10 protein-coding genes and 2 CRISPR repeat arrays are annotated in these 19,748 nt (G+C 34.1%); of the genes, 5 read left to right on the forward strand and 5 right to left on the reverse strand.

The features are described 5' to 3' along the window. Window positions 1–412 precede the first annotated feature (412 nt). Window positions 413–2,089: a hypothetical protein gene (locus H3T54_RS06740; RefSeq protein ID WP_198223316.1), complete on the reverse strand. Its 1,677-nt coding sequence runs from the start codon at window positions 2,087–2,089 to the stop codon at window positions 413–415. 876 nt (window positions 2,090–2,965) lie between these two features. Beyond that, the gene (locus H3T54_RS06745; RefSeq protein WP_198221625.1) at window positions 2,966–4,858 is read right to left on the reverse strand and encodes a hypothetical protein; all 1,893 of its coding nucleotides are present in this window, start codon (window positions 4,856–4,858) and stop codon (window positions 2,966–2,968) included. 114 nt (window positions 4,859–4,972) lie between these two features. Further along, window positions 4,973–5,420: direct repeats of the CRISPR family, unit length 28 nt; unit sequence TTTCTAAACTACCTACACGGTAGTGAAC. A 1,210-nt stretch (window positions 5,421–6,630) separates the two neighbouring features. On the opposite strand from H3T54_RS06745, the gene H3T54_RS06750 reads away from it, so the two are divergent. Continuing rightward, a complete protein-coding gene (locus tag H3T54_RS06750; RefSeq protein WP_198221627.1) occupies window positions 6,631–7,560 on the forward strand; it encodes a hypothetical protein in 930 nt (309 codons plus the stop codon). A gap of 260 nt (window positions 7,561–7,820) precedes the next feature. Here the strand turns inward: H3T54_RS06750 and H3T54_RS06755 are convergent, their stop codons facing one another. From H3T54_RS06755 to ubiG, 3 genes are all read right to left on the reverse strand, one after another. After that, a complete protein-coding gene (locus H3T54_RS06755; protein ID WP_198221629.1) occupies window positions 7,821–9,155 on the reverse strand; it encodes a hypothetical protein in 1,335 nt (444 codons plus the stop codon). Between the two features lie 373 nt (window positions 9,156–9,528). Beyond that, a complete protein-coding gene (guaB, locus tag H3T54_RS06760) occupies window positions 9,529–10,992 on the reverse strand; it encodes an IMP dehydrogenase (RefSeq protein WP_110448132.1) in 1,464 nt (487 codons plus the stop codon). A 131-nt stretch (window positions 10,993–11,123) separates the two neighbouring features. Continuing rightward, window positions 11,124–11,834, reverse strand: a complete 711-nt coding sequence (ubiG, locus tag H3T54_RS06765; RefSeq protein ID WP_198221631.1) for a bifunctional 2-polyprenyl-6-hydroxyphenol methylase/3-demethylubiquinol 3-O-methyltransferase UbiG — start codon at window positions 11,832–11,834, stop codon at window positions 11,124–11,126. 372 nt (window positions 11,835–12,206) lie between these two features. Beyond that, window positions 12,207–12,715: a CRISPR direct-repeat array (repeat unit 28 nt; unit sequence TTTCTAAACTACCTACACGGCAGTGAAC). A gap of 397 nt (window positions 12,716–13,112) precedes the next feature. On the opposite strand from ubiG, the gene H3T54_RS06770 reads away from it, so the two are divergent. From H3T54_RS06770 to H3T54_RS06785, 4 genes are all read left to right on the forward strand, one after another. Continuing rightward, window positions 13,113–14,486 carry a sodium-dependent transporter gene (locus H3T54_RS06770; protein ID WP_198221633.1) on the forward strand — a complete coding sequence of 458 codons (1,374 nt, stop codon included), beginning with the start codon at window positions 13,113–13,115 and terminating at the stop codon, window positions 14,484–14,486. A 274-nt stretch (window positions 14,487–14,760) separates the two neighbouring features. Continuing rightward, window positions 14,761–16,635: a molecular chaperone HtpG gene (gene htpG, locus H3T54_RS06775; RefSeq protein ID WP_065578237.1), complete on the forward strand. Its 1,875-nt coding sequence runs from the start codon at window positions 14,761–14,763 to the stop codon at window positions 16,633–16,635. 186 nt (window positions 16,636–16,821) lie between these two features. Continuing rightward, window positions 16,822–17,685 (forward strand): BglG family transcription antiterminator LicT, encoded by an 864-nt coding sequence (licT, locus tag H3T54_RS06780; RefSeq protein WP_198221635.1) that lies wholly within the window; start codon window positions 16,822–16,824, stop codon window positions 17,683–17,685. 158 nt (window positions 17,686–17,843) lie between these two features. Next, window positions 17,844–19,745 (forward strand): beta-glucoside-specific PTS transporter subunit IIABC, encoded by a 1,902-nt coding sequence (locus tag H3T54_RS06785; RefSeq protein WP_198221637.1) that lies wholly within the window; start codon window positions 17,844–17,846, stop codon window positions 19,743–19,745. Window positions 19,746–19,748: the final 3 nt, after the last annotated feature.

Raw genomic sequence — 19,748 nt, forward strand, 5'->3', positions numbered from 1 at the left:
TTTACCTAGAAATCTCAATTAATTATTGGTACGCATTTTTAGAATAATTGAATACTTTGCTCTTTTATCCAATAAGCAAAAACAATTACCTTTTTGAATAAAAAATCTCTATAAAATATCGACTAAAGAGTAAATTTATACCAGAGAAACTGAATAAAAAACAGCAAGAATAAAATTCAACTTTATTTTTTTAATTCAGATATGCAGATTAATGCTAGACAAATAATAGTACTTATAAAACCACTTAAAAAAATTTTAATTAGTTAAATAGTAGGTATTATATTGGCTTTTTATCTTTTTTATGCAATATATTAATAAAAAACCAATACTCTAATAACTGTTAAAATACATCAAAAACTAACAGTGACTATAACTTGCGTTTATTATATTTTAGGATTAACACAATTAACACTTAAGGTGTAACACAAGCAGCACGAATTTCAAATGCATATATACGAAGTACCCGAGTTTTTCCTTCAACCTGATATAAAAATGGTTTTCCTTCATTTTCAGGTAGCTCAGTATTTGTTGCTACATTATTCGTCCAATAATTATATGCATTCCAATCTGTTTCTGTATAAGTTTGGCAATACACATTTTGACCCAGCTTACCAACTTCAGATAAGCAACCCCATTCATTCGCAATTCCACCAATCCACTTTCCATTCTCCTGATAACTTAATTGTCGACGAGCATTCGTATCATATCTATTAATATAACCGCCAATCCAACCATCGTCAGGATTGGTATTGGAAACATCATTCACATCTGGCAATCGATAACCACTACCTAAACTTTTACAATAATCCCTTGCCTTAGATTGATAACTTAAAGCCTCATCATTTGAACCAATAGGTGGTTTAAATGGACTTTCATTATTAAAAACAATCTCAGGATTAGCAATAAACCAACGCATTAATTTAAATTCATAAATTAGCGTACTTTTATTACTATCTGCATATAATCTAAATGTCATAGGTCTAAAACTCTTATCCGTAGAATTAAAACGTGGGCCGATTAAGGTTATTTTTATAGCTGGTTGAGCCAATCCATATGGATCCGGTCCATGACCACTATGATCCTCCCATTCAGTGGTTTTACTCACACTTAATGATAAACTGACATTACCCCCCTCTATAGATTGTACAGTACTGCCATTGGCAGCTAATACCGCTTCAGGTGTTATACCGCCAAATAGTAAATAAAAATATAATCCATGTGACCCGGTAGTTGGAAAGTTATTTTTAGTTATTGAAGTTTCACCTTGATAATTACCACTATTGGTTGCTCGCAATACCTTAATACCTTTACTAGGATACCCTCGATAATGACCATATTCAGTGCCATCGTCAACTTGTGCTGAATCCCATAAAATGCCATCTACCTCATAATCACGACCGGCTAAACTAGCGTTATCAGGATACAAATTTGGCTGGGCATAACACACTTTTGGATCTAATTTTGGCGTTAAATAATAACTATGTGAACCTTCTTGAAAATGATTTGTATTGGGATCACCATAAGGTGTAGTTAACTCACTATCACTAGCACTAATGGTTATTTTATGGACCCCATCACATAAATCTACAATGGTATCAGGATGACTTTTCACCTTCGATGTAATATCTATAAATGCGTTTTTAGCATTAATATCTGCTACGGCAGGATTACGGGCTTCCCATTTTATCTTAATGTCACCTGTCGCGGTTGCAGTAATAAGGTCACTATCATCAAATCCATCACCATCATCATCAGCAAAATAATTATACGGTGTAGCAAGTAAATCAGTCATATTTATTATAGGAAACTGATTATTGCCTGATATAGGTAATGGAACAATCGTTTGTACACTGGCATATGTATTGTTCTTATCAGGTAACTCGATCGGATTGGATATACTTGATACATCATTTTGCGGGGTTATCACAGTACCATTAGGTAATTTAATTGCCAGTAGCTCTTCTGTACTCGTTATTTTACTAACACCATCATCTAGCGTTAAATAAGGCGCTGAACCTTGAATAATATTGGTCGTTTTAGTGGTTAATGCATAATTAGAAAAAGAGATAGACTGTAAAACAAACACCATTAACACGAAAACTATCTGCCGAGATAAAAAGGCTAAACCAAGAAATTTTGAAAAATTTTGCCGAATTTGCTGGAGAAATGAATTGTAGTGAGATAATAAACTGCGCGTGCTTAACTTTACTAACGTTAAATTATAGGTTGGGCATGTTTGGTGTTTGGTGTTTGGTGTTGTAAATTATAATACATATCCGACATCCATGTCAATTAAATTAATGATTTATTTGCAATTTTATACCTATTGGCACAAAATTCATCCTGTTATATAAATAAGTTATAAAAGTATAGTGATTGAAAAAAACCATGCAACTTATTTCGACTGTTAAATTGTTAATTTTTGTAAAGTTTAATGTAATATTACACTTTAATTATTCCTTTAAAACCAATTTCGAAGAGGTTATTGGAGGATTTTTGGCTTTAAAAACCCTGTTCCTCAAATTTTTTATAATCGACCTTTATTATTTACCCTATGGTCAATCATTTCTTCATGATGAGATACCTTATTAAATTAATTTACCTAGAAATCTCAATTAATTAATGGTACGCATTTTTAGAATAATTGAATACTTTGCTCTTTTATCCAATAAGCAAAAACAATTGCCTTTTTGAATAAAAAGGTAGGAAGAATAAAATGGAATTTTATTCTTTAAATTCAAGTGTTCAGATATATAACGCATTAATACTAGACAAATAATAGTACTTATAAAACCACTTAAAAAAATTTTAATTAGTTAAATACTAGGTATTATATTGGTTTTTTATCTTTTTTATGCAATATATTAATAAAAAACCAATACTCTAATAACTGTTAAAATACATCAAAAACTAACAGTGACTATAACTTGCATTTATTATATTTTAGGATTAACACAATTAACACTTAAGGTGTAACACAAGCAGCACGAATTTCAAATGCATTTAAATGAAGTACCCGAGTTTTTCCTTCAACCCGATATAAAAATGGTTTTCCTTCATTTTCAGGTAGCTCAGTATTTGTTGCTACATTATTCGTCCAATAATTATATGCATTCCAATCTGTTTCTGTATAAGTTTGGCAAAACATATTATGACCAGGATCATACAAATCATCTTCAGCCATACACCCCCATTCATTCGCAATTCCACCAATCCACTTTCTATTCTCCTGATAACTTAATTGTCGACGAGCATACGTTGCATACTCATTAATATAACCGCCAATCCAACCATCGTCAGGATTGGTATTGGAAAACTCATTCACATCTGGCAATCGATAACCACTACCTAAACTTTTACAATAATCCCTTGCCTTAGATTGATAACTTAAAGCTTCATCATTTGAACCAATAGGTGGTTCAAATCGAGTTTCATTATTAAAAACAATCTCAGGATTAGCAATAAACCAACGCATTAATTTAAATTCATAAATTAGCGTACTTTTATTACTATCAGCATATAATCTGAAAGTCATTGGTCTAAAATTCTTATCCGTAGAATTGAAACGTGGCCCGATTAAGGTTATTTTTATAGCAGGTTCAGCCAATCCATATGGTATCGGTCCATGCTCACCATGCTCCCATTCAGTGGTTTTACTTACACTTAATGATAAACTAACATTGCCCCCCTCTATAGATTGTACAGTACTGCCATTGGCAGCTAATACCGCTTCAGGTGTTATACCGCCAAATAGTAAATAAAAATACAATCCATGTGATCCGGTCGTTGGAAAGTTATTTTTAGTTATTGAAGTTTCACCTTGATAATTACCACTATTGGTTGCTCGTAATACCTTAATACCTTTACTTGGATACCCTCGATAATCCCCATAATCATGGTCACTCTCGATTTGTGCGGCATCCCATAAAATGCCATCTATCTCATAATCACGACCGCCTAAACTAGCGTTATCAGGATACAAATTTGGCTGGGCATAACACACTTTTGGATCTAATTTTGGCGTTAAATAATAACTATGTGAACCTTCTTGAAAATGATTTGTATTGGGATCACCATAAGGTGTAGTTAACTCACTATTACTAGCGCTAATGGTTATTTTATGTACCCCATCACATAAATCCGGAATGGCATCAGGATGACTTTTCACCTTCGATGTAATATCTATAAATGCGTTTTTAGCATTAATATCTGCTACGGCAGGATTACGGGCTTCCCATTTTATCTTAATGTCACCTGTTGCGGTTGCGGTAATAAGGTCACTATCATCAAATCCATCACCATCATCATCAGCAAAATAATTATACGGTGCAGCAAGTAAATCCGTCATATTTATTACAGGAAACTGATTATTGCCTGATATAGGTAATGGAACAATCGTTTGTACACTGGCATATGTATTTTTTTTATCAGGTAACTCGATCGGATTGGTTATACTTGATACATCATTTTGCGGGGTTATCACAGTACCATTAGGTAATTTAATTGCCAGTAGCTCTTCTGTACTCGTTATTTTACTAACACCATCATCTAGCGTTAAATATGGTGCACTACCTTTTATACTTTCTGTGGTAAATGAACTTAACGCGTATACAGGGCTAAATATAGTTGAAAAAGCCATAGAACATAAACAAATCTTTTTCAAGAATTTCACTATTGTTTGGCCAAATGAGGATGAATATTTGAGTAGTGTTTTATTAAACGTTGAATTTCGCTTTATTGGCTGATTAATGAATAATTGCTGTATTGAAGGGCCGTGACTCGATATATTTTCTTTATTGGTCAATGTTGCATTAACAATTAAATTAGAAATAGCGCCTAAATAAGGGTATCTCAACATGCTCTTAATCCTTTAATTTATAATTTTTATCTAAAAATATGCAATCCTTGCAGAAAAAAGTATAGATATATTAGGTAATTATAGCAAATTCAGATTGGTAAATAATTGTTAAGACTTTTGTCATACCTACAAGGTAGTGAACGTTGGATTGAGTCTTGTACTAGAGTTGTTTATTTTCTAAACTACCTACACGGTAGTGAACCTAAAATCAGTTTCTGTATTGTCATATTTATATTTCTAAACTACCTACACGGTAGTGAACAAACGCATCTTTAATAAAAACATTTCCTGAGTTTTCTAAACTACCTACACGGTAGTGAACGTAAATTTAGCGCCACAGTTCGTGGTGTTGGATTTCTAAACTACCTACACGGTAGTGAACAGAAACATTATTCTACGGTTATTAATAATAACTTTCTAAACTACCTACACGGTAGTGAACAGCAAATACGACAGCAATGTATGCATTGCAATTTTCTAAACTACCTACACGGTAGTGAACCTAATTTTTTAATATAATAGTTTGGGTCGGTTTTTCTAAACTACCTACACGGTAGTGAACTAGAACACAACATACTATAAATGCAGTTGGCAAAAAGACAAAGCGTAATTTTACTATTAAAAACCCTTTTTTTGAGTAACTTCTTAATGTTTTGATTTTTAATAATTTTATTTTAAGTCAAAAAAAGGGTTGGAAATGGGTACAAATTTAAGTTTCAAAAAACCCCGTTCCTCAACTTTTTTAGTTCTTTTAGTTTCGGACGTTTTGTTGTTTGGTAGCTAGTTCTATATGGCGTTTACGTCCGAGTAAAGAGGGTTTGCGCGAACCCTCTTTACCAACTCTCGCGGCGACTACGCAAATGGTCACTGCGTGACTGCCTTCCGCCTTCGTTCGCTCTCAACCCACCGGCTGTGATTTGTTCCTGACAAAACACAGCCTTGCCAAACATCCCTGTTTGCCATGCTAACCTCTCTCAGTTGTCAGCACATTGCTCATGTCGCTAAATGAAGCACTCCAATCTGATTTTCTAGAAATAAACTTTTATATTTAGAGCGAAACTGATTTTAGTTTTAAAGCCAATTTCAGTGAAATTGTGGCTAGATTTAGGCTTTTAAAAACCCTCTCCTCAACTTTTTTGTTCTTTTAATTTCGGACGTTTTGTTGTTTAGTTGCTAGTTTTATATGGTGATTATGTCGGAGTAAAGAGCATTTGAGCGAACCCTCTTTACCAACTCTCGCGGCGACTACGCAAATGGTCACTGCGTGACTGCCTTCCGCCTTCGTTCGCTGTTAACGCACCGGCTGTGATTTATTCCTGACAAAACACAGCCTTGCCAAACATCCCTGTTTGCCATGCTAATCTCTCTCAGTTATCAGCACATTGCTGATGTCGCTAAATGAAGTACTCCAATCTGATTTGTTAGGAATAAACTTTTATATTTGGTGCTAGCTAATTTTATAACCAATTTCAGAAAGATTATGGGATGTTTTAGGTTTTAAAAACCCCGTTCCTCAAATTTTTCTATAAATTAAGTTCAGTATATTTCTATTGATATAGCATATACATAAACAAAAATCACTTTTCAAACCTATCGTTATTGTGTATCTTGCGTGCTAAAGATAAATGCCAAAATAAATATTTTTTATATTAAAGATGATAAAAACAATACCGCATTATCTTTATTTAATAACAACAATTATTGCCCCAACTATATAAATAATTATTATTACTTAATTTTATTGATTAAGTTAAATTAAAATAGGAAAGATGATGAAAAACTTAAAAGTGATAGGACTTGTATTAATAGCTGGATTAGGATTGGCTGGATGTGAAGAAAAGAATCAAGAGTATTATTTAAAACATATTGATTCTGCTAAAGAGAAATTAGAAGAATGCCGTAATGATTTAAATAAAGCTTTTAGACAAAATGATGAGAAATTATTCGAAAAAATAAAAAATGATACTGAATGTCAAGCTGCAGAGAATGCTATCAAAGAAGATCGAATCCAACAAGCTAAATTAGAACAAGAACGTAAAGCAGCAGAGGAAAAACTAGCTTTAGAAACAGAAATGACAGCAATTAGAAAACAAATAGCGGACAAATCATGGCAAAATTCCATCAATGAATATATGAAAGTTGAAGGGTGCAATGTATTATTCTCAGCACCTTCCCCTAAATGTAAAGCTTGGGAAATTGTTTATAATGAAAAAGTTGATGAAGGTAAAAAAGAATTAAAACAGCTAACATTCGAAGATATTAAAGAGCAAATGATTTCTTTATGTAAATTAGATCAACGTCGAGGTTCAAATTGTGCCGTTGCCCAATCAGCCTTAGAGGAAAAAGCCACTGAAGATCTGGCTAACGCCGATATTCAAACTATTGAATCCCAAAAACCACTTTATTGTGCTGAAGATATCTACTCTTTAAATGCCTGTAGAAAAAGTTGGGAAAAAGCTTTTGATAGAGAAAATGAGAAACATGTAAAATTCTTTACCGATAATGATGATGAATTTATTAGAACATTTAACTCATGTGCTGATAAAATCGCAGACATTGAGGCTCAAAATTTAAAATGGAACGAAAAAAATACTTTAGAACGTAAAATAGCAGAAACCTATCCTTGTCATCAAGCGAAGGAAGCCTACCGCAAAAGAGGAATGGGCTATTCTGTCAATTTTGAAAAGAAAATTGAAAAATAATGAAAATTAGATGCACTTCAAGATGTAGTGCTTGTCAGTTAAGCTCATAATAAATAAATCTGATTACAAGACCGAGACAGATAAAAACTCGGTCTTTTTTATAACTTGAAAATAATACTTGTCACACCGATTAGTTAAAATAAAGCTCTCTGACATATAAACAATTCGATATCAGTAAAAGAGTCAAAGACCTCAACTTAAGTCAAGCGGATTCAGTCAATCATTGGTATCAATAATCCATAATATAGTTTAATAAAATATTATTTTCTACAAGCTATAAACGCAAAATCATTTCCTGCGAAATCACCCGGCGTACGAGGAGAAGGCAATAGCCCACTATCATGTAGGTAAATAACGAAGTATTGTGTATCAGAATTAGGATCTTTAGTAAAATAAGTCGTTTCATCCCACTCCCATTTAGAATTTGGATAAGTACGACGATTTATATATCCCCATTCAGGATAAAGTCCTTGATTAATAGCACGAGTAGAAAAATTCCATTTTCCATGACGTTGCCAATTAGGGCCAACATTAACTACAGGCGAATTAGAATAATCTTTACGAGATGGGAATCCATCAATTCCTCCACAAAATTGGTTAAATGCAGTACGCCAATCATAACTACCCACATTTTGAGGTTCTATCCAAACGGAAGTTGGATTAAATTTATAATCAAAATGTTTTTTAGGAGATGATTTTAATGTAGCTCGAATAATGATATCACTATTACCTTCCGGTGGTTTCGCTTTTAAAAGAACATTACCTGTTTGATCTCCTGTCGCCACATTACCAGGATTGACTATTACATTATAAATATAACTATCTTGAGAATAATTCATTATTAATTGAAATTCTGCACCTGGGAAGCCTGTAGTTGGAAAGGGTTTATCTGAAACAATTGGTCTGGCTCTAAACCCTTTATCAACAATAAAATCCTGAGTATAACCTCCACCACTTTCGGGATCTGGTTTTATTGGACCTGTATTCCATGGGTACATAGTCCCTTGAGCATCACTACCACGCCATTGATTTAAAGGTAAAACTTTAGTTGAATTTGGTTTCAGGTAACATACATCGCCTGTAGGTGCAATTTTATATATTTTAGTTATCGCTACTGTCTCACTTTCATTTGGGTTACCATATTCAGAATAGGTTTTTACTGAAGTTTTTAATGTCAATGACAAAGGCATTGCATAATTACTTCCACAACCTATTAGATTATCTATATTACTGTCGGGAATTTTTTCACCATTATTATCAAACCAATCGTAAACCGTTTGTTCAACGATAAATGGCTTATTATTACGAATATTATCACCATCTGAATTGTCATAATTAGATGAATTATCTAAATCATTTTCAGTATAGTTCTTAATAATAAAATCACTAAATTTTGTTAAACCATCAAATTCGTTAATATGCGTATCGCTCAAATTATGAGAGCTTGAACTATAAAAAACACCATTTAAGATAAAACCATGTTTGTTGGAAGCTGCTTCTATATTAACAACTTTTGGTTTACTACCAATAATGGTATTTACGGTATTAGCTACGATTGCTTGGCTTTTTTGACTAATGGTAAAAAAACATAACATTAACAAAAAACAAACAGTTTAGTTTATTACTAAAATTAGCCAAATTTAAATGATTACTTAGGCAGGTTTCAAATTTAAATTTATTATACATCGCGACTACCATGTCAATTAACTTGGTGTTTTATATGATTTTTTACCCATAAAAGGATAAATACTAACCTGATTTTGTATTAGGAATACGTCTGCAAGTATAGTGACAGAAGAAAATCTATGCAATAAATTTTAATATTTAACTATTAACTTTTGTTAATATCATTAAATTAAACATTTAAAATAAAACTTTGGATTTTTAAAAAATTTATCTAAAATTTTTGGGTAGCAAATGATACAAATAAAAAAGGGATTATATTCAATCCCTTTTAAATCATACTTATTAGCCAGCTCGATAGTTAGGTGGCTCTTTGGTGATAAGAACATCATGAACATGACTTTCTTTCATACCCGCACCAGTTATACGATAAAACTTCGATTTAGTGCGAAGTTCATCGATAGTTCCACAGCCAGTTAATCCCATACATGAACGTAAGCCACCCATTTGTTGATGGATAATTTCTTTTAACAAACCTTTATATGCAATTCGACCTTCAATACCTTCTGGTACTAACTTATCAGCAGCATTGTCAGATTGGAAATAACGATCAGATGACCCTTTTGCCATTGCCCCTAACGACCCCATACCACGATAAGATTTATAAGCACGGCCTTGGAATAATTCAATCTCGCCGGGTGCTTCTTCTGTACCGGCAAACATCGAACCAACCATAACACAAGATGCACCAGCAGCAATTGCTTTAGCGATATCACCTGAAAAACGAATACCTCCATCAGCAATAACAGGAATATTATGTTGTTTAGCTACCTCAACAGCATCCATAATCGCACTAATTTGTGGTACCCCTACCCCAGTAACAATACGTGTAGTACAAATTGAACCTGGTCCAATACCGACTTTGACTGCGCTTACTCCGGCATCAATAAGAGCTTTAGCGCCTTCACCGGTTGCCACATTACCACCAACAATTTGCAAGTTTGGATAAGCTTGTCTTGTTTGGCGAATACGTTCAAGTACACCTTCTGAATGGCCATGTGATGAATCGATAAGTAACACATCAACACCAGCTTCTACCAATGCAGCAATACGTTCTTCATTACCTGCTCCTGCGCCAACAGCAGCGCCCACTCGTAAACGACCTTTTTCATCTTTACAAGCATTTGGTTTTTGCTCGGCTTTATTGTAGTCTTTGACTGTTATCATGCCTTTTAAGTGAAAACGATCATCAACAACTAATACTTTTTCAACACGGTGTTCATGCATCTTTTTCAAAACACTTTCCCGAGATTCTCCTTCTTTAACAGTAACTAAGCGTTCTTTAGGCGTCATTACGGCTGTAACAGATAGTGATAAATCAGTAGCAAATCGAACATCACGAGCAGTAATAATGCCAACTAATTCTTGCGATTCTGTTATAACAGGGAAACCAGCAAAACCATATTCTTTGGCTAGTTCAATCACTTCTTTAATCGTTGCTGTAGGTAATACTGATACGGGATCTTGTACAATTCCGCTTTCATGTTTTTTTACCCGTTTGACATGTTCTGCCTGAACTTCAATTGGCATATTTTTATGAATAAAACCAATGCCACCTTCTTGAGCAAGTGCAATAGCAAGTTCGGCTTCGGTAACAGTATCCATTGCCGCAGATAACATTGGAATATTTAATTTGATGGTTTGCGTCAGTTGAGTTGTAATATCAGCAGTGTTAGGTAAAACAGTTGAATGGGCTGGAACTAATAAAACATCATCGAACGTGAGGGCTTCTTTAACTATACGAGACATGACAATATTCACCATTGAGTTGAATTGTTGATAAAATATTGCCGATGTATTCTACTCACTTTCAATATAAAAGACCAGTAAAATTTTATATTTATATTTCAGCAGATAAGTATAGCGCAAACTAATCTCTGTTACTCGCCATCGCTTTTTTGTGCCATTAAGATGTAATTGACATCAACATTTTTACCTAAGCGAAATTGATTACTAAGCAAATGATACTCCATACCAATTATTCCTTTTACAATCAAATTAGCTTGTTCAACCCAAGTCATTAATTCAGAAGGACGAATAAAACGATTAAAATCATGAGTACCTTTCGGTACTAAGCGTGCAATATATTCCGCACCATAAATCAACATTAATTTTGCTTTATGATTGCGGTTAATAGTCGATAAATAGAGTTGTCCATTAGGCTTAAGCGATTTTGCACAAGCATGAATAATTGAAAACGGATCGGGAACATGTTCTAACATTTCCATACAAGTAATAACATCATAGTGCGCAGGGAATTGTTCAGCATGCTGCTCTACTGTTTGATTCTGGTAGTTTATTTCTAAACCATTTTGCTCGGCATGTAATTTTGCCACTGCTAATGACTCTTCTGCAAGATCAATTGCAGTTACATTAGCCGCGAGTTTTGCAAGACTCTCTGACAAAAGCCCACCACCACAGCCAACATCTAATACATGTTTTCCATTTAGATCACCTGACAATTGTTTTATATAATCTACTCGTAATGGATTAATAATATGTAATGGTTTGCATTGGCCGTTGGGATCCCACCATTGCGAAGCAAGTTTTGCAAACTTATCTATTTCGTTCAAATCGATGTTTTGTGTCATGACTATTCTTTTTAGAGAAGTAAATATTCTATGTAATATATGCGATGGGCTGATGATTATCAATATCAAAGATTTCATGCTCCCTTTTTCTCAACTTTTTGTCATATTGAATTGTTTTAGCTCACTAACGTTTAGAGGTTTAAATAATTTCTGAGGGGATTTTAGTACAAAGGATATTTTCGAATAAGGGGTTACACACACTAATTTTTGCCATCGACAGCGAAACTAGTTAGTCATTACATGACTAGTTCATTCACGTTAAGTATTTATACATTATCTATTATTTGTATTAGAATATACATAGCCTTGTCAAAAAGGCATATTTGACATGATTTTTAATCTCTTTCGTCAAAATAATGTAACGACTAAAAAATTTAAATCTACCTACACGGCAGTGAACTATGCGCATGGGCGGTAATTCATGGTCTCAGCTTTCTAAACTACCTACACGGCAGTGAACAAAAAAAAGGAAAAAATGTTATTAGAGAGTTATTTTCTAAACTACCTACACGGCAGTGAACACCAACACCTATTCCTATTCCTAATGGTGTGTTTTCTAAACTACCTACACGGCAGTGAACGGCTCAACGACTACTATATGCATGCCACCTGATTTCTAAACTACCTACACGGCAGTGAACACTTCACCGATTACCGCGCCAAGCGACTGAATTTTCTAAACTACCTACACGGCAGTGAACGATAACGGGATGTTAACGGTTGGGTCTGGTATTTTCTAAACTACCTACACGGCAGTGAACATAAATGGCGATCACTCTGAATTTTTCATCTGTTTCTAAACTACCTACACGGCAGTGAACTGGGTTTCGGTGTTGCAGCTCGTGTCGGATTTTTTCTAAACTACCTACACGGCAGTGAACTAGAGCCAGATATACTATAAATGTTGTTGGCAAAAAGGCAAAGTCTATTTTTACTAATAAAAACCCTTTTTTGGAGCCATTTTTCAACATATTGATTTTTAAATTATTTTATTTTAAGTAAAAAAAAGGGTTGCAATAGTCTAAATGTAATCGCCAAAAACGTCACTCCTCAACTTTTTATTGCTCGTTTTTTACTCTGGCCACTTCAAAACACGATTAAACTTAAGGTTAACGATTTAATTTTTTATTGGTTATCGTTATAAATGATAATGTTTTCTTGTTTATAAATTTATTTCATGGCATGATTTAGCATTTTATTTATCTAATAAAAAAATAGTTAGGCTTTTGCTGATACTAAAATTAAATATTTAATCAAAACTCTAGGGAAAATAGATTCATGAGTACAGGTACTATGAAGAAAAGTCATTCACAGTGGAGCTCTCGCATGGGATTTATGCTTGCTGCTGCCGGTTCTGCTGTGGGTTTAGGTAATATATGGAAATTTCCATATATGGCAGGTGAAATGGGTGGTTCAGCATTTGTTCTGACCTATTTACTATTTATGTTTGTCATTGGCTTACCAATTTTAGTTTTAGAATGGTTAATCGGCCGTCGCGGACAAAAAAATCCAATTCATACCATGGAAGATGTTGCGGTATCAGAAGGTCGCTCAAAATTATGGCGCTGGGTTGGTATTATTGGTGTACTTGGCTCGTTTTTAATTCTTTCTTTTTATAGTGTAATTGGTGGCTGGGCGACTGATTACATCTTTTTAGCTATCAATGGCACCTTCAATGGTGTTGATGGTGCTGCTACTGGGCAAATTTTTAGTGGTTTCCTTAGTGATGTCGGTAGCCTTTTAACTTGGCATACCGTGTTTATGGCTGCGAATACTATTATTGTGGCTATGGGCGTTGGTGGTGGTTTAGAGCGTGCTTGTAAAGTGATGATGCCTGGTTTAGGGCTACTGCTTTTAATTCTAGTTGGTTATGCAGCTATTGTTAGTGGCCCATCATTTGGCGTAGCGTTTAACTTTTTATTCACCCCTAATTGGTCAGCATTGAGTGGTACCGCTATTTTAGCTGCTTTAGGCCATGCGTTCTTCAGTTTATCATTAGGTATGGGGATTATGATGGCTTATGGTTCATATCTTGGTAAAGATGTGAATTTACTATCTACTGCCCGCACCGTGGTTATTTTAGACGTTATTGTGGCCATGCTATCTGGTATGGCAATCTTTCCGTTAGTATTTGCTAATGGTTTAGAAGCTGGAGCGGGTCCAGGTCTTATTTTTGTTACCTTACCAATTGCCTTTGGTAATATGGCTGCTGGCTCAATTTTAGGTTGTTTATTCTTTATCTTCCTAACTTTTGCTGCCTTAACTTCATCAATTTCATTACTTGAACCAACTGTAGAGCTTTTAGAAGAGAAAACGCCTATGGGCCGTAAAACTGCGACTGTGGTTAGTAGTGTATTAATTTGGGCATTAGGTATTGCTTGTATTTTATCCTTTAATGAATGGTCAGATGTGACGTTATTTGGTAAAAATATTTTCGATTTACTCGACTATCTAACTAGTAAGATTATGTTACCTGTGACTGGATTAGGAACTGTAATCTTCGGTGCTTGGATGATGAACCAAAAAATCATTCGTAAAGAATTGAACTTAGGCAATTTCTGGTTTGGTGTATGGTCAATCTTGACTCGCGTCATCATTCCTGTGGCCGTAGTAGTTATTTTAGTTTGTGGATTCTTACCAGAAACTCGATAATTAACTGGTTAGTAAATTTAAAAGCCTTGATTAATATCAAGGCTTTTTTATTGCCAAAATAACTAAAAAATCAGCAATTAATTAGTTATCTTAATACTCTCTCTTGAAATTGTCTTTTTTATTCCCATATAACGATACAACAATTAATCAAATCATTATGTCAATGTTAATCAGTTAATATTAACAAGATAACATCTTATTTATCGCATTAATAAGATGAACGTTTTGTGGTAAATATTAATTGAATTTGCAAATATAGCTGAGGTATTAGTCAATGAGTAAACAAGGAACTGAAACACGTGGATTTCAATCCGAAGTTAAACAAATTCTTCATTTAATGATTCACTCTTTATATTCTAATAAAGAAATATTTTTAAGAGAATTAATTTCAAATGCTTCAGATGCAGCTGATAAGCTTCGTTTTAAAGCACTTGAAAATCCTGATTTATACGCTGGTGATGCCGAGCTTGGGGTTCGTATTTCAACCAACAAGGAAGCTGGCACCTTAACCATTGCCGATAATGGTATTGGTATGACTCGTGATGAAGTCATTGAGAATTTAGGAACAATTGCTAAATCAGGCACCAAAGCATTTTTAGAGTCAATTGGTAGTGATCAAGCTAAAGATAGCCAACTTATTGGCCAATTTGGTGTCGGTTTTTACTCAGCATTTATTGTTGCTGATAATGTTACCGTGACAACTCGTGCGGCAACAGCCAAAGCAGATGAAGCAGTGATGTGGCAATCTGCTGGTGAAGGTGAATACACCATTTCTGATACTAACAAAGAAACACGTGGTACTGAAATCGTCTTACATTTGAAAGATGATGAAAAAGAGTTTTTAGATGATTGGCGCTTACGTTCAATTATTAGCAAATATTCAGATCACATCTCATTACCAGTTGAAGTACAAACTACTGATGAAGAAAGCAAAGAAGTTAAATGGGAAAAAGTGAATAAAGCCCAAGCACTTTGGACGCGTAGCAAATCAGAAGTAACAGATGAAGAATATAAAGAGTTCTATAAACATATTTCACACGATTTTGCCGATCCGCTAAGCTGGAGCCACAACCGTGTCGAAGGTAAACAAGAATATACTAGTTTGCTCTATATTCCATCTAAAGCGCCATGGGATATGTGGAATCGTGACAATAAACACGGTTTAAAATTGTATGTGCAACGTGTTTTTATTATGGATGATGCAGAACAATTTATGCCAAACTACTTACGCTTTGTAAAAGGTTTAATTGATTCTAATGATTTACCATTAAATGTTTCCCGCGAAATCCTGCAAGATAACAAAGTAACCCAGAATTTACGCAATGCATGTACTAAACGTGTTTTACAAATGCTTGATAAACTTGCTAAAGATGACAAAGAACAATATCAACAATTCTGGAGTGAATTTGGTCTCGTTTTAAAAGAAGGGACTGGTGAAGATTTTAGCAATCGTGAGTCTATTGCTAAGTTATTACGCTTTACTACCACTAACAGTGATAGCGAAGTACAGAGCGTATCATTAGATGATTACATCAGCCGTATGCAAGAAGGTCAAGAGAAGATCTACTTTATTACTGCCGATAGTTATGGCGCAGCCAAAAATAGTCCTCACCTTGAATTATTCCGTAAAAAAGGTATTGAGGTATTATTACTTTCTGATCGTATTGACGAATGGATGATGAGCAATTTAACTGAATTTGCTGGTAAACAGTTCCAATCTATCAGTAAATCTGACGAATCAATCGAAAAGTTAGCCGATCAAAATAGCGATGAACAAAAACAAGTTGAAAAAGAACTTGAGCCATTTATTGAACGAGTGAAAAAAGTTTTAGCAGACAAAGTTAAAGAGGTTAAATTAACCCATCGTTTAACTGATACACCAGCAATTGTAACAACAGCTGCTGACGAAATGTCTACCCAAATGGCTAAATTATTTGCTGCAGCAGGACAAAAAGCACCAGAGATCAAATACACATTTGAGATTAATCCTGATCATCAATTAGTTAAACGCATCGCTAATACTCAAGACGAAACAACATTTAGTGACTGGGTTGAGTTATTGTTAGATCAAGCACTTCTTGCTGAAAAAGGATCATTGAGTGATCCGAGTAAATTTATTCAAACCATGAATAAATTACTTGCTCAATAATTAATTAACTATTTTGAATATTCAACCCGACAAGGCTTGCCTGTCGGGTTTATTGCTATTTTTTACCGCAAAAAATCAACAATTTTTAAGCCAAATTTTGATACTTATCACACTTTTTCATTTTATTACTTTCTATTTTTGTTAAGCTAGACATAATAACCTAACCTTTAATTTAGACTGTAACAGATGAAAGTTCATAAAATATTAAATAATAATGTTGTCGTAACGTTAGATGCAAAGGGAAATGAATTAATTGTTACTGGACGTGGGGTAGGATTCAAAAAAAAGGAAGGAGATGAAATTGACCCCAAACTTATTGAAAAGCAGTTTTCATTGAATAATCAAGAAATACTGCCAAAGTTTGCTGAGTTGCTTTCGGAAATACCTATCGAAATTCATACAACTTCAGATATTATAATCAATTATGCAAAAAAACAGTTAGGTGGCAAATTACAAGATAGTATCTATATTTCATTAACCGATCATATCTATTTTGCTATTGAAAGACATAAGCAGGGATTTGATATTCCGAATAACTTCATTTGGGAAATAAAAAAATTCTATCCAAATGAATATCAAATTGGTTTGCATGCTTTATCGGTGATTAAACAGCGCTTAGGTATAGAACTGCACGAAGACGAAGCTGGTTTTATTACCTTCCATATAGTCAATGCACAACTAAATGATACCATGCCGAATATTGTTAATATGACGAAGATCATGCGTGAAATTTTGAATATTGTTAAATACCATTTTAAATTTGAATATGATGAAAATAGCCTATCCTATCAACGATTCGTCACGCACTTAAAGTTTTTTGCGCATCGTATCTTGAGTCAAGGTAAACAAGCTCAACAAGACACATCATTATATGAAATTATTCGGCAAAAATATGAACAAGCCTATTTGTGTACTAAACAGATAGACTTACATTTAATTCAACAATATCAGCATCCATTATCTGATGATGAAAGTTTGTATTTGACTATTCATATTGAACGACTAAGAGCCGAGCTAAAAAATAATAGTGTGATCGAAATCACAAAATAATTAACTATTAGCAACAATATTATTAAATTTATGTTAATTTAATTAACACTGAAATTTTGGATTGTTATTGCATCAACTATTTTTTGATGCAAGCAAAACCTAAACTCCCAATGGAATGGGAGTTTAGGTTTTTTTTTGCGCTTAAATAAGGATAAGCTATGAAAAACAAACAACTTGCCGAAGTAATTATTGAGCATGTAGGTGGTAAAGATAATATTATCAGTCTAGTGCATTGTGCAACTAGACTTAGATTTGCATTGAAAGATGAATCAAAAGCAAATGCTGAATTTTTAAAAAAACAAGCCGGTATCATTACAGTTGTACAAAGTGGTGGACAGTTCCAAGTCGTAATCGGTAACAGTGTTGCAGATGTATTTAATGTCATCATGCAATTAACCAATCTCAATGAAAAACCAACCAACGATGCACCACCGGCTGCCCCTAAAGGTATTGTATCAAAACTGATTGATTTAGTTTCTAGTATCTTTATCCCTGCACTAGTCGTACTTGTTGCTGGTGGTATTTTTAAAGGAATAGTAGCAATATTACAAGTCATGGAACTTGTTCAAGCTGACTCACCAACCCTTAACTTCTTAAATGCGATTGCTGACGCCCCATTCTATTATTTACCAATCATTCTAGGATTTTCAGCGGTTAAAAAATTCGGTGGTAATCCTTATGTAGGTATGGCATTAGGTGGTGCATTGGTTCATCCTAGTGTGGTTGGCATGTTAGGTAATAAGTTTGAATTACAAACAGAATTTTTTAGCATTCCTATTAAATTAATCCCTTATCCTTCATCGGTTTTCCCAATAATCTTAGCTGCATGGTTCTATTCATTATTAGAACGCAACTTAAACAAAATCATGCATGACTCATTCAAAAAGTTTATTGCTCCGTTATTTGGTTTGATAATTACCGTACCACTAACCTTTGCTGTAATTGGTCCAGTTGTGTCATTCTTAAGTGATACAGTTGCTAGTGGTATCATCTATGTTTATCAACTTAACTCTGTCATTGCTTCTATGATTTTAGCTGCTCTTTGGCAAGTGATGGTGGTGTTTGGTATCCATTGGGGATTAGTACCATTTGCGATGAATAATATCTCGGTTTATCAAGAAGATTTTATGATTCCAATCTTATTCCCTGCGGTATTCGCTCAAGTTGGTGCGGTATTAGCGGTTATGTTACGCAGCAAAGATCCACAAGTTAAAACATTAGCAAGTTCATCGGTATTATCAGGAATTTTTGGGGTAACCGAACCGGCCATTTATGGCATTAACTTACCATTAAAACGTCCATTTATTATCGGCTGTATTTCAGCAATGATTGGTGGTGGCATTGTTGGTTATTATCATTCGGTTATCTATTCATTCAGCTTTATTAGTATCTTCTCATTTTTACAATTAATTCCACCTACAGGCATTAATGAAAAATTTTATGCGGTAGTATTTGGTTCACTTATTTCATTTGCAGTAGCCACATTAGTCACTTATCTATTTGGTATCCCAAAAGATAAAAAACAAAATAATGAAAATGAAACAGAAAATTCTGATTCAAACAACAATAAAACTGATAGTGATAAACAAGTAAAAACAATCACTATTGCCAGCCCATTAACTGGTCAACTTATTGACTTAAAGGAAGTTAATGATGTTACTTTTGCGAGTGGTTTAATGGGTAAAGGTGCTGCAATTATTCCAACTATTGGTGAAGTTGTTGCACCAGAAGATGGTGAAGTAGTGTCACTATTTAGAACGAAACATGCTATCGGTTTCCAAACTAAATCAGGTGCAGAAATACTTATCCATATTGGTATTGATACAGTGAAGTTAGATGGCCAACATTTTGAAGCTCATGTAGAAAGTGGCCAAAAAGTGAAAAAAGGCGATCGCTTGGTAAGCTTTGATATCGAAGCAATTGAACAAGCAGGCTTTGAAGTAACCACACCAATCATTATCACTAATAGTGATGACTATATCGATGTGCAGTGCATATTTAATCAAGATAATATTCAACATGGTGACGCACTACTAGCGTTAAGTGTAAACAAGGAGTAAAAC

It is taken from the genome of Gilliamella sp. B14384G10 (assembly GCF_016101685.1).
In the GTDB taxonomy this organism is placed as follows: domain Bacteria; phylum Pseudomonadota; class Gammaproteobacteria; order Enterobacterales; family Orbaceae; genus Gilliamella; species Gilliamella apis_A.

Bases quoted from the DNA above. Each gene is read 5' to 3' on its own strand.
- H3T54_RS06740 (WP_198223316.1), bottom strand. From the start codon at position 2,089: ATGGTGTTTGTTTTACAGTCTATCTCTTTTTCTAATTATGCATTAACC.
- H3T54_RS06745 (WP_198221625.1), bottom strand. From the start codon at position 4,858: ATGTTGAGATACCCTTATTTAGGCGCTATTTCTAATTTAATTGTTAAT.
- H3T54_RS06750 (WP_198221627.1), top strand. From the start codon at position 6,631: ATGAAAAACTTAAAAGTGATAGGACTTGTATTAATAGCTGGATTAGGA.
- H3T54_RS06755 (WP_198221629.1), bottom strand. From the start codon at position 9,155: ATGTTATGTTTTTTTACCATTAGTCAAAAAAGCCAAGCAATCGTAGCT.
- guaB (WP_110448132.1), bottom strand. From the start codon at position 10,992: ATGTCTCGTATAGTTAAAGAAGCCCTCACGTTCGATGATGTTTTATTA.
- ubiG (WP_198221631.1), bottom strand. From the start codon at position 11,834: ATGACACAAAACATCGATTTGAACGAAATAGATAAGTTTGCAAAACTT.
- H3T54_RS06770 (WP_198221633.1), top strand. From the start codon at position 13,113: ATGAGTACAGGTACTATGAAGAAAAGTCATTCACAGTGGAGCTCTCGC.
- htpG (WP_065578237.1), top strand. From the start codon at position 14,761: ATGAGTAAACAAGGAACTGAAACACGTGGATTTCAATCCGAAGTTAAA.
- licT (WP_198221635.1), top strand. From the start codon at position 16,822: ATGAAAGTTCATAAAATATTAAATAATAATGTTGTCGTAACGTTAGAT.
- H3T54_RS06785 (WP_198221637.1), top strand. From the start codon at position 17,844: ATGAAAAACAAACAACTTGCCGAAGTAATTATTGAGCATGTAGGTGGT.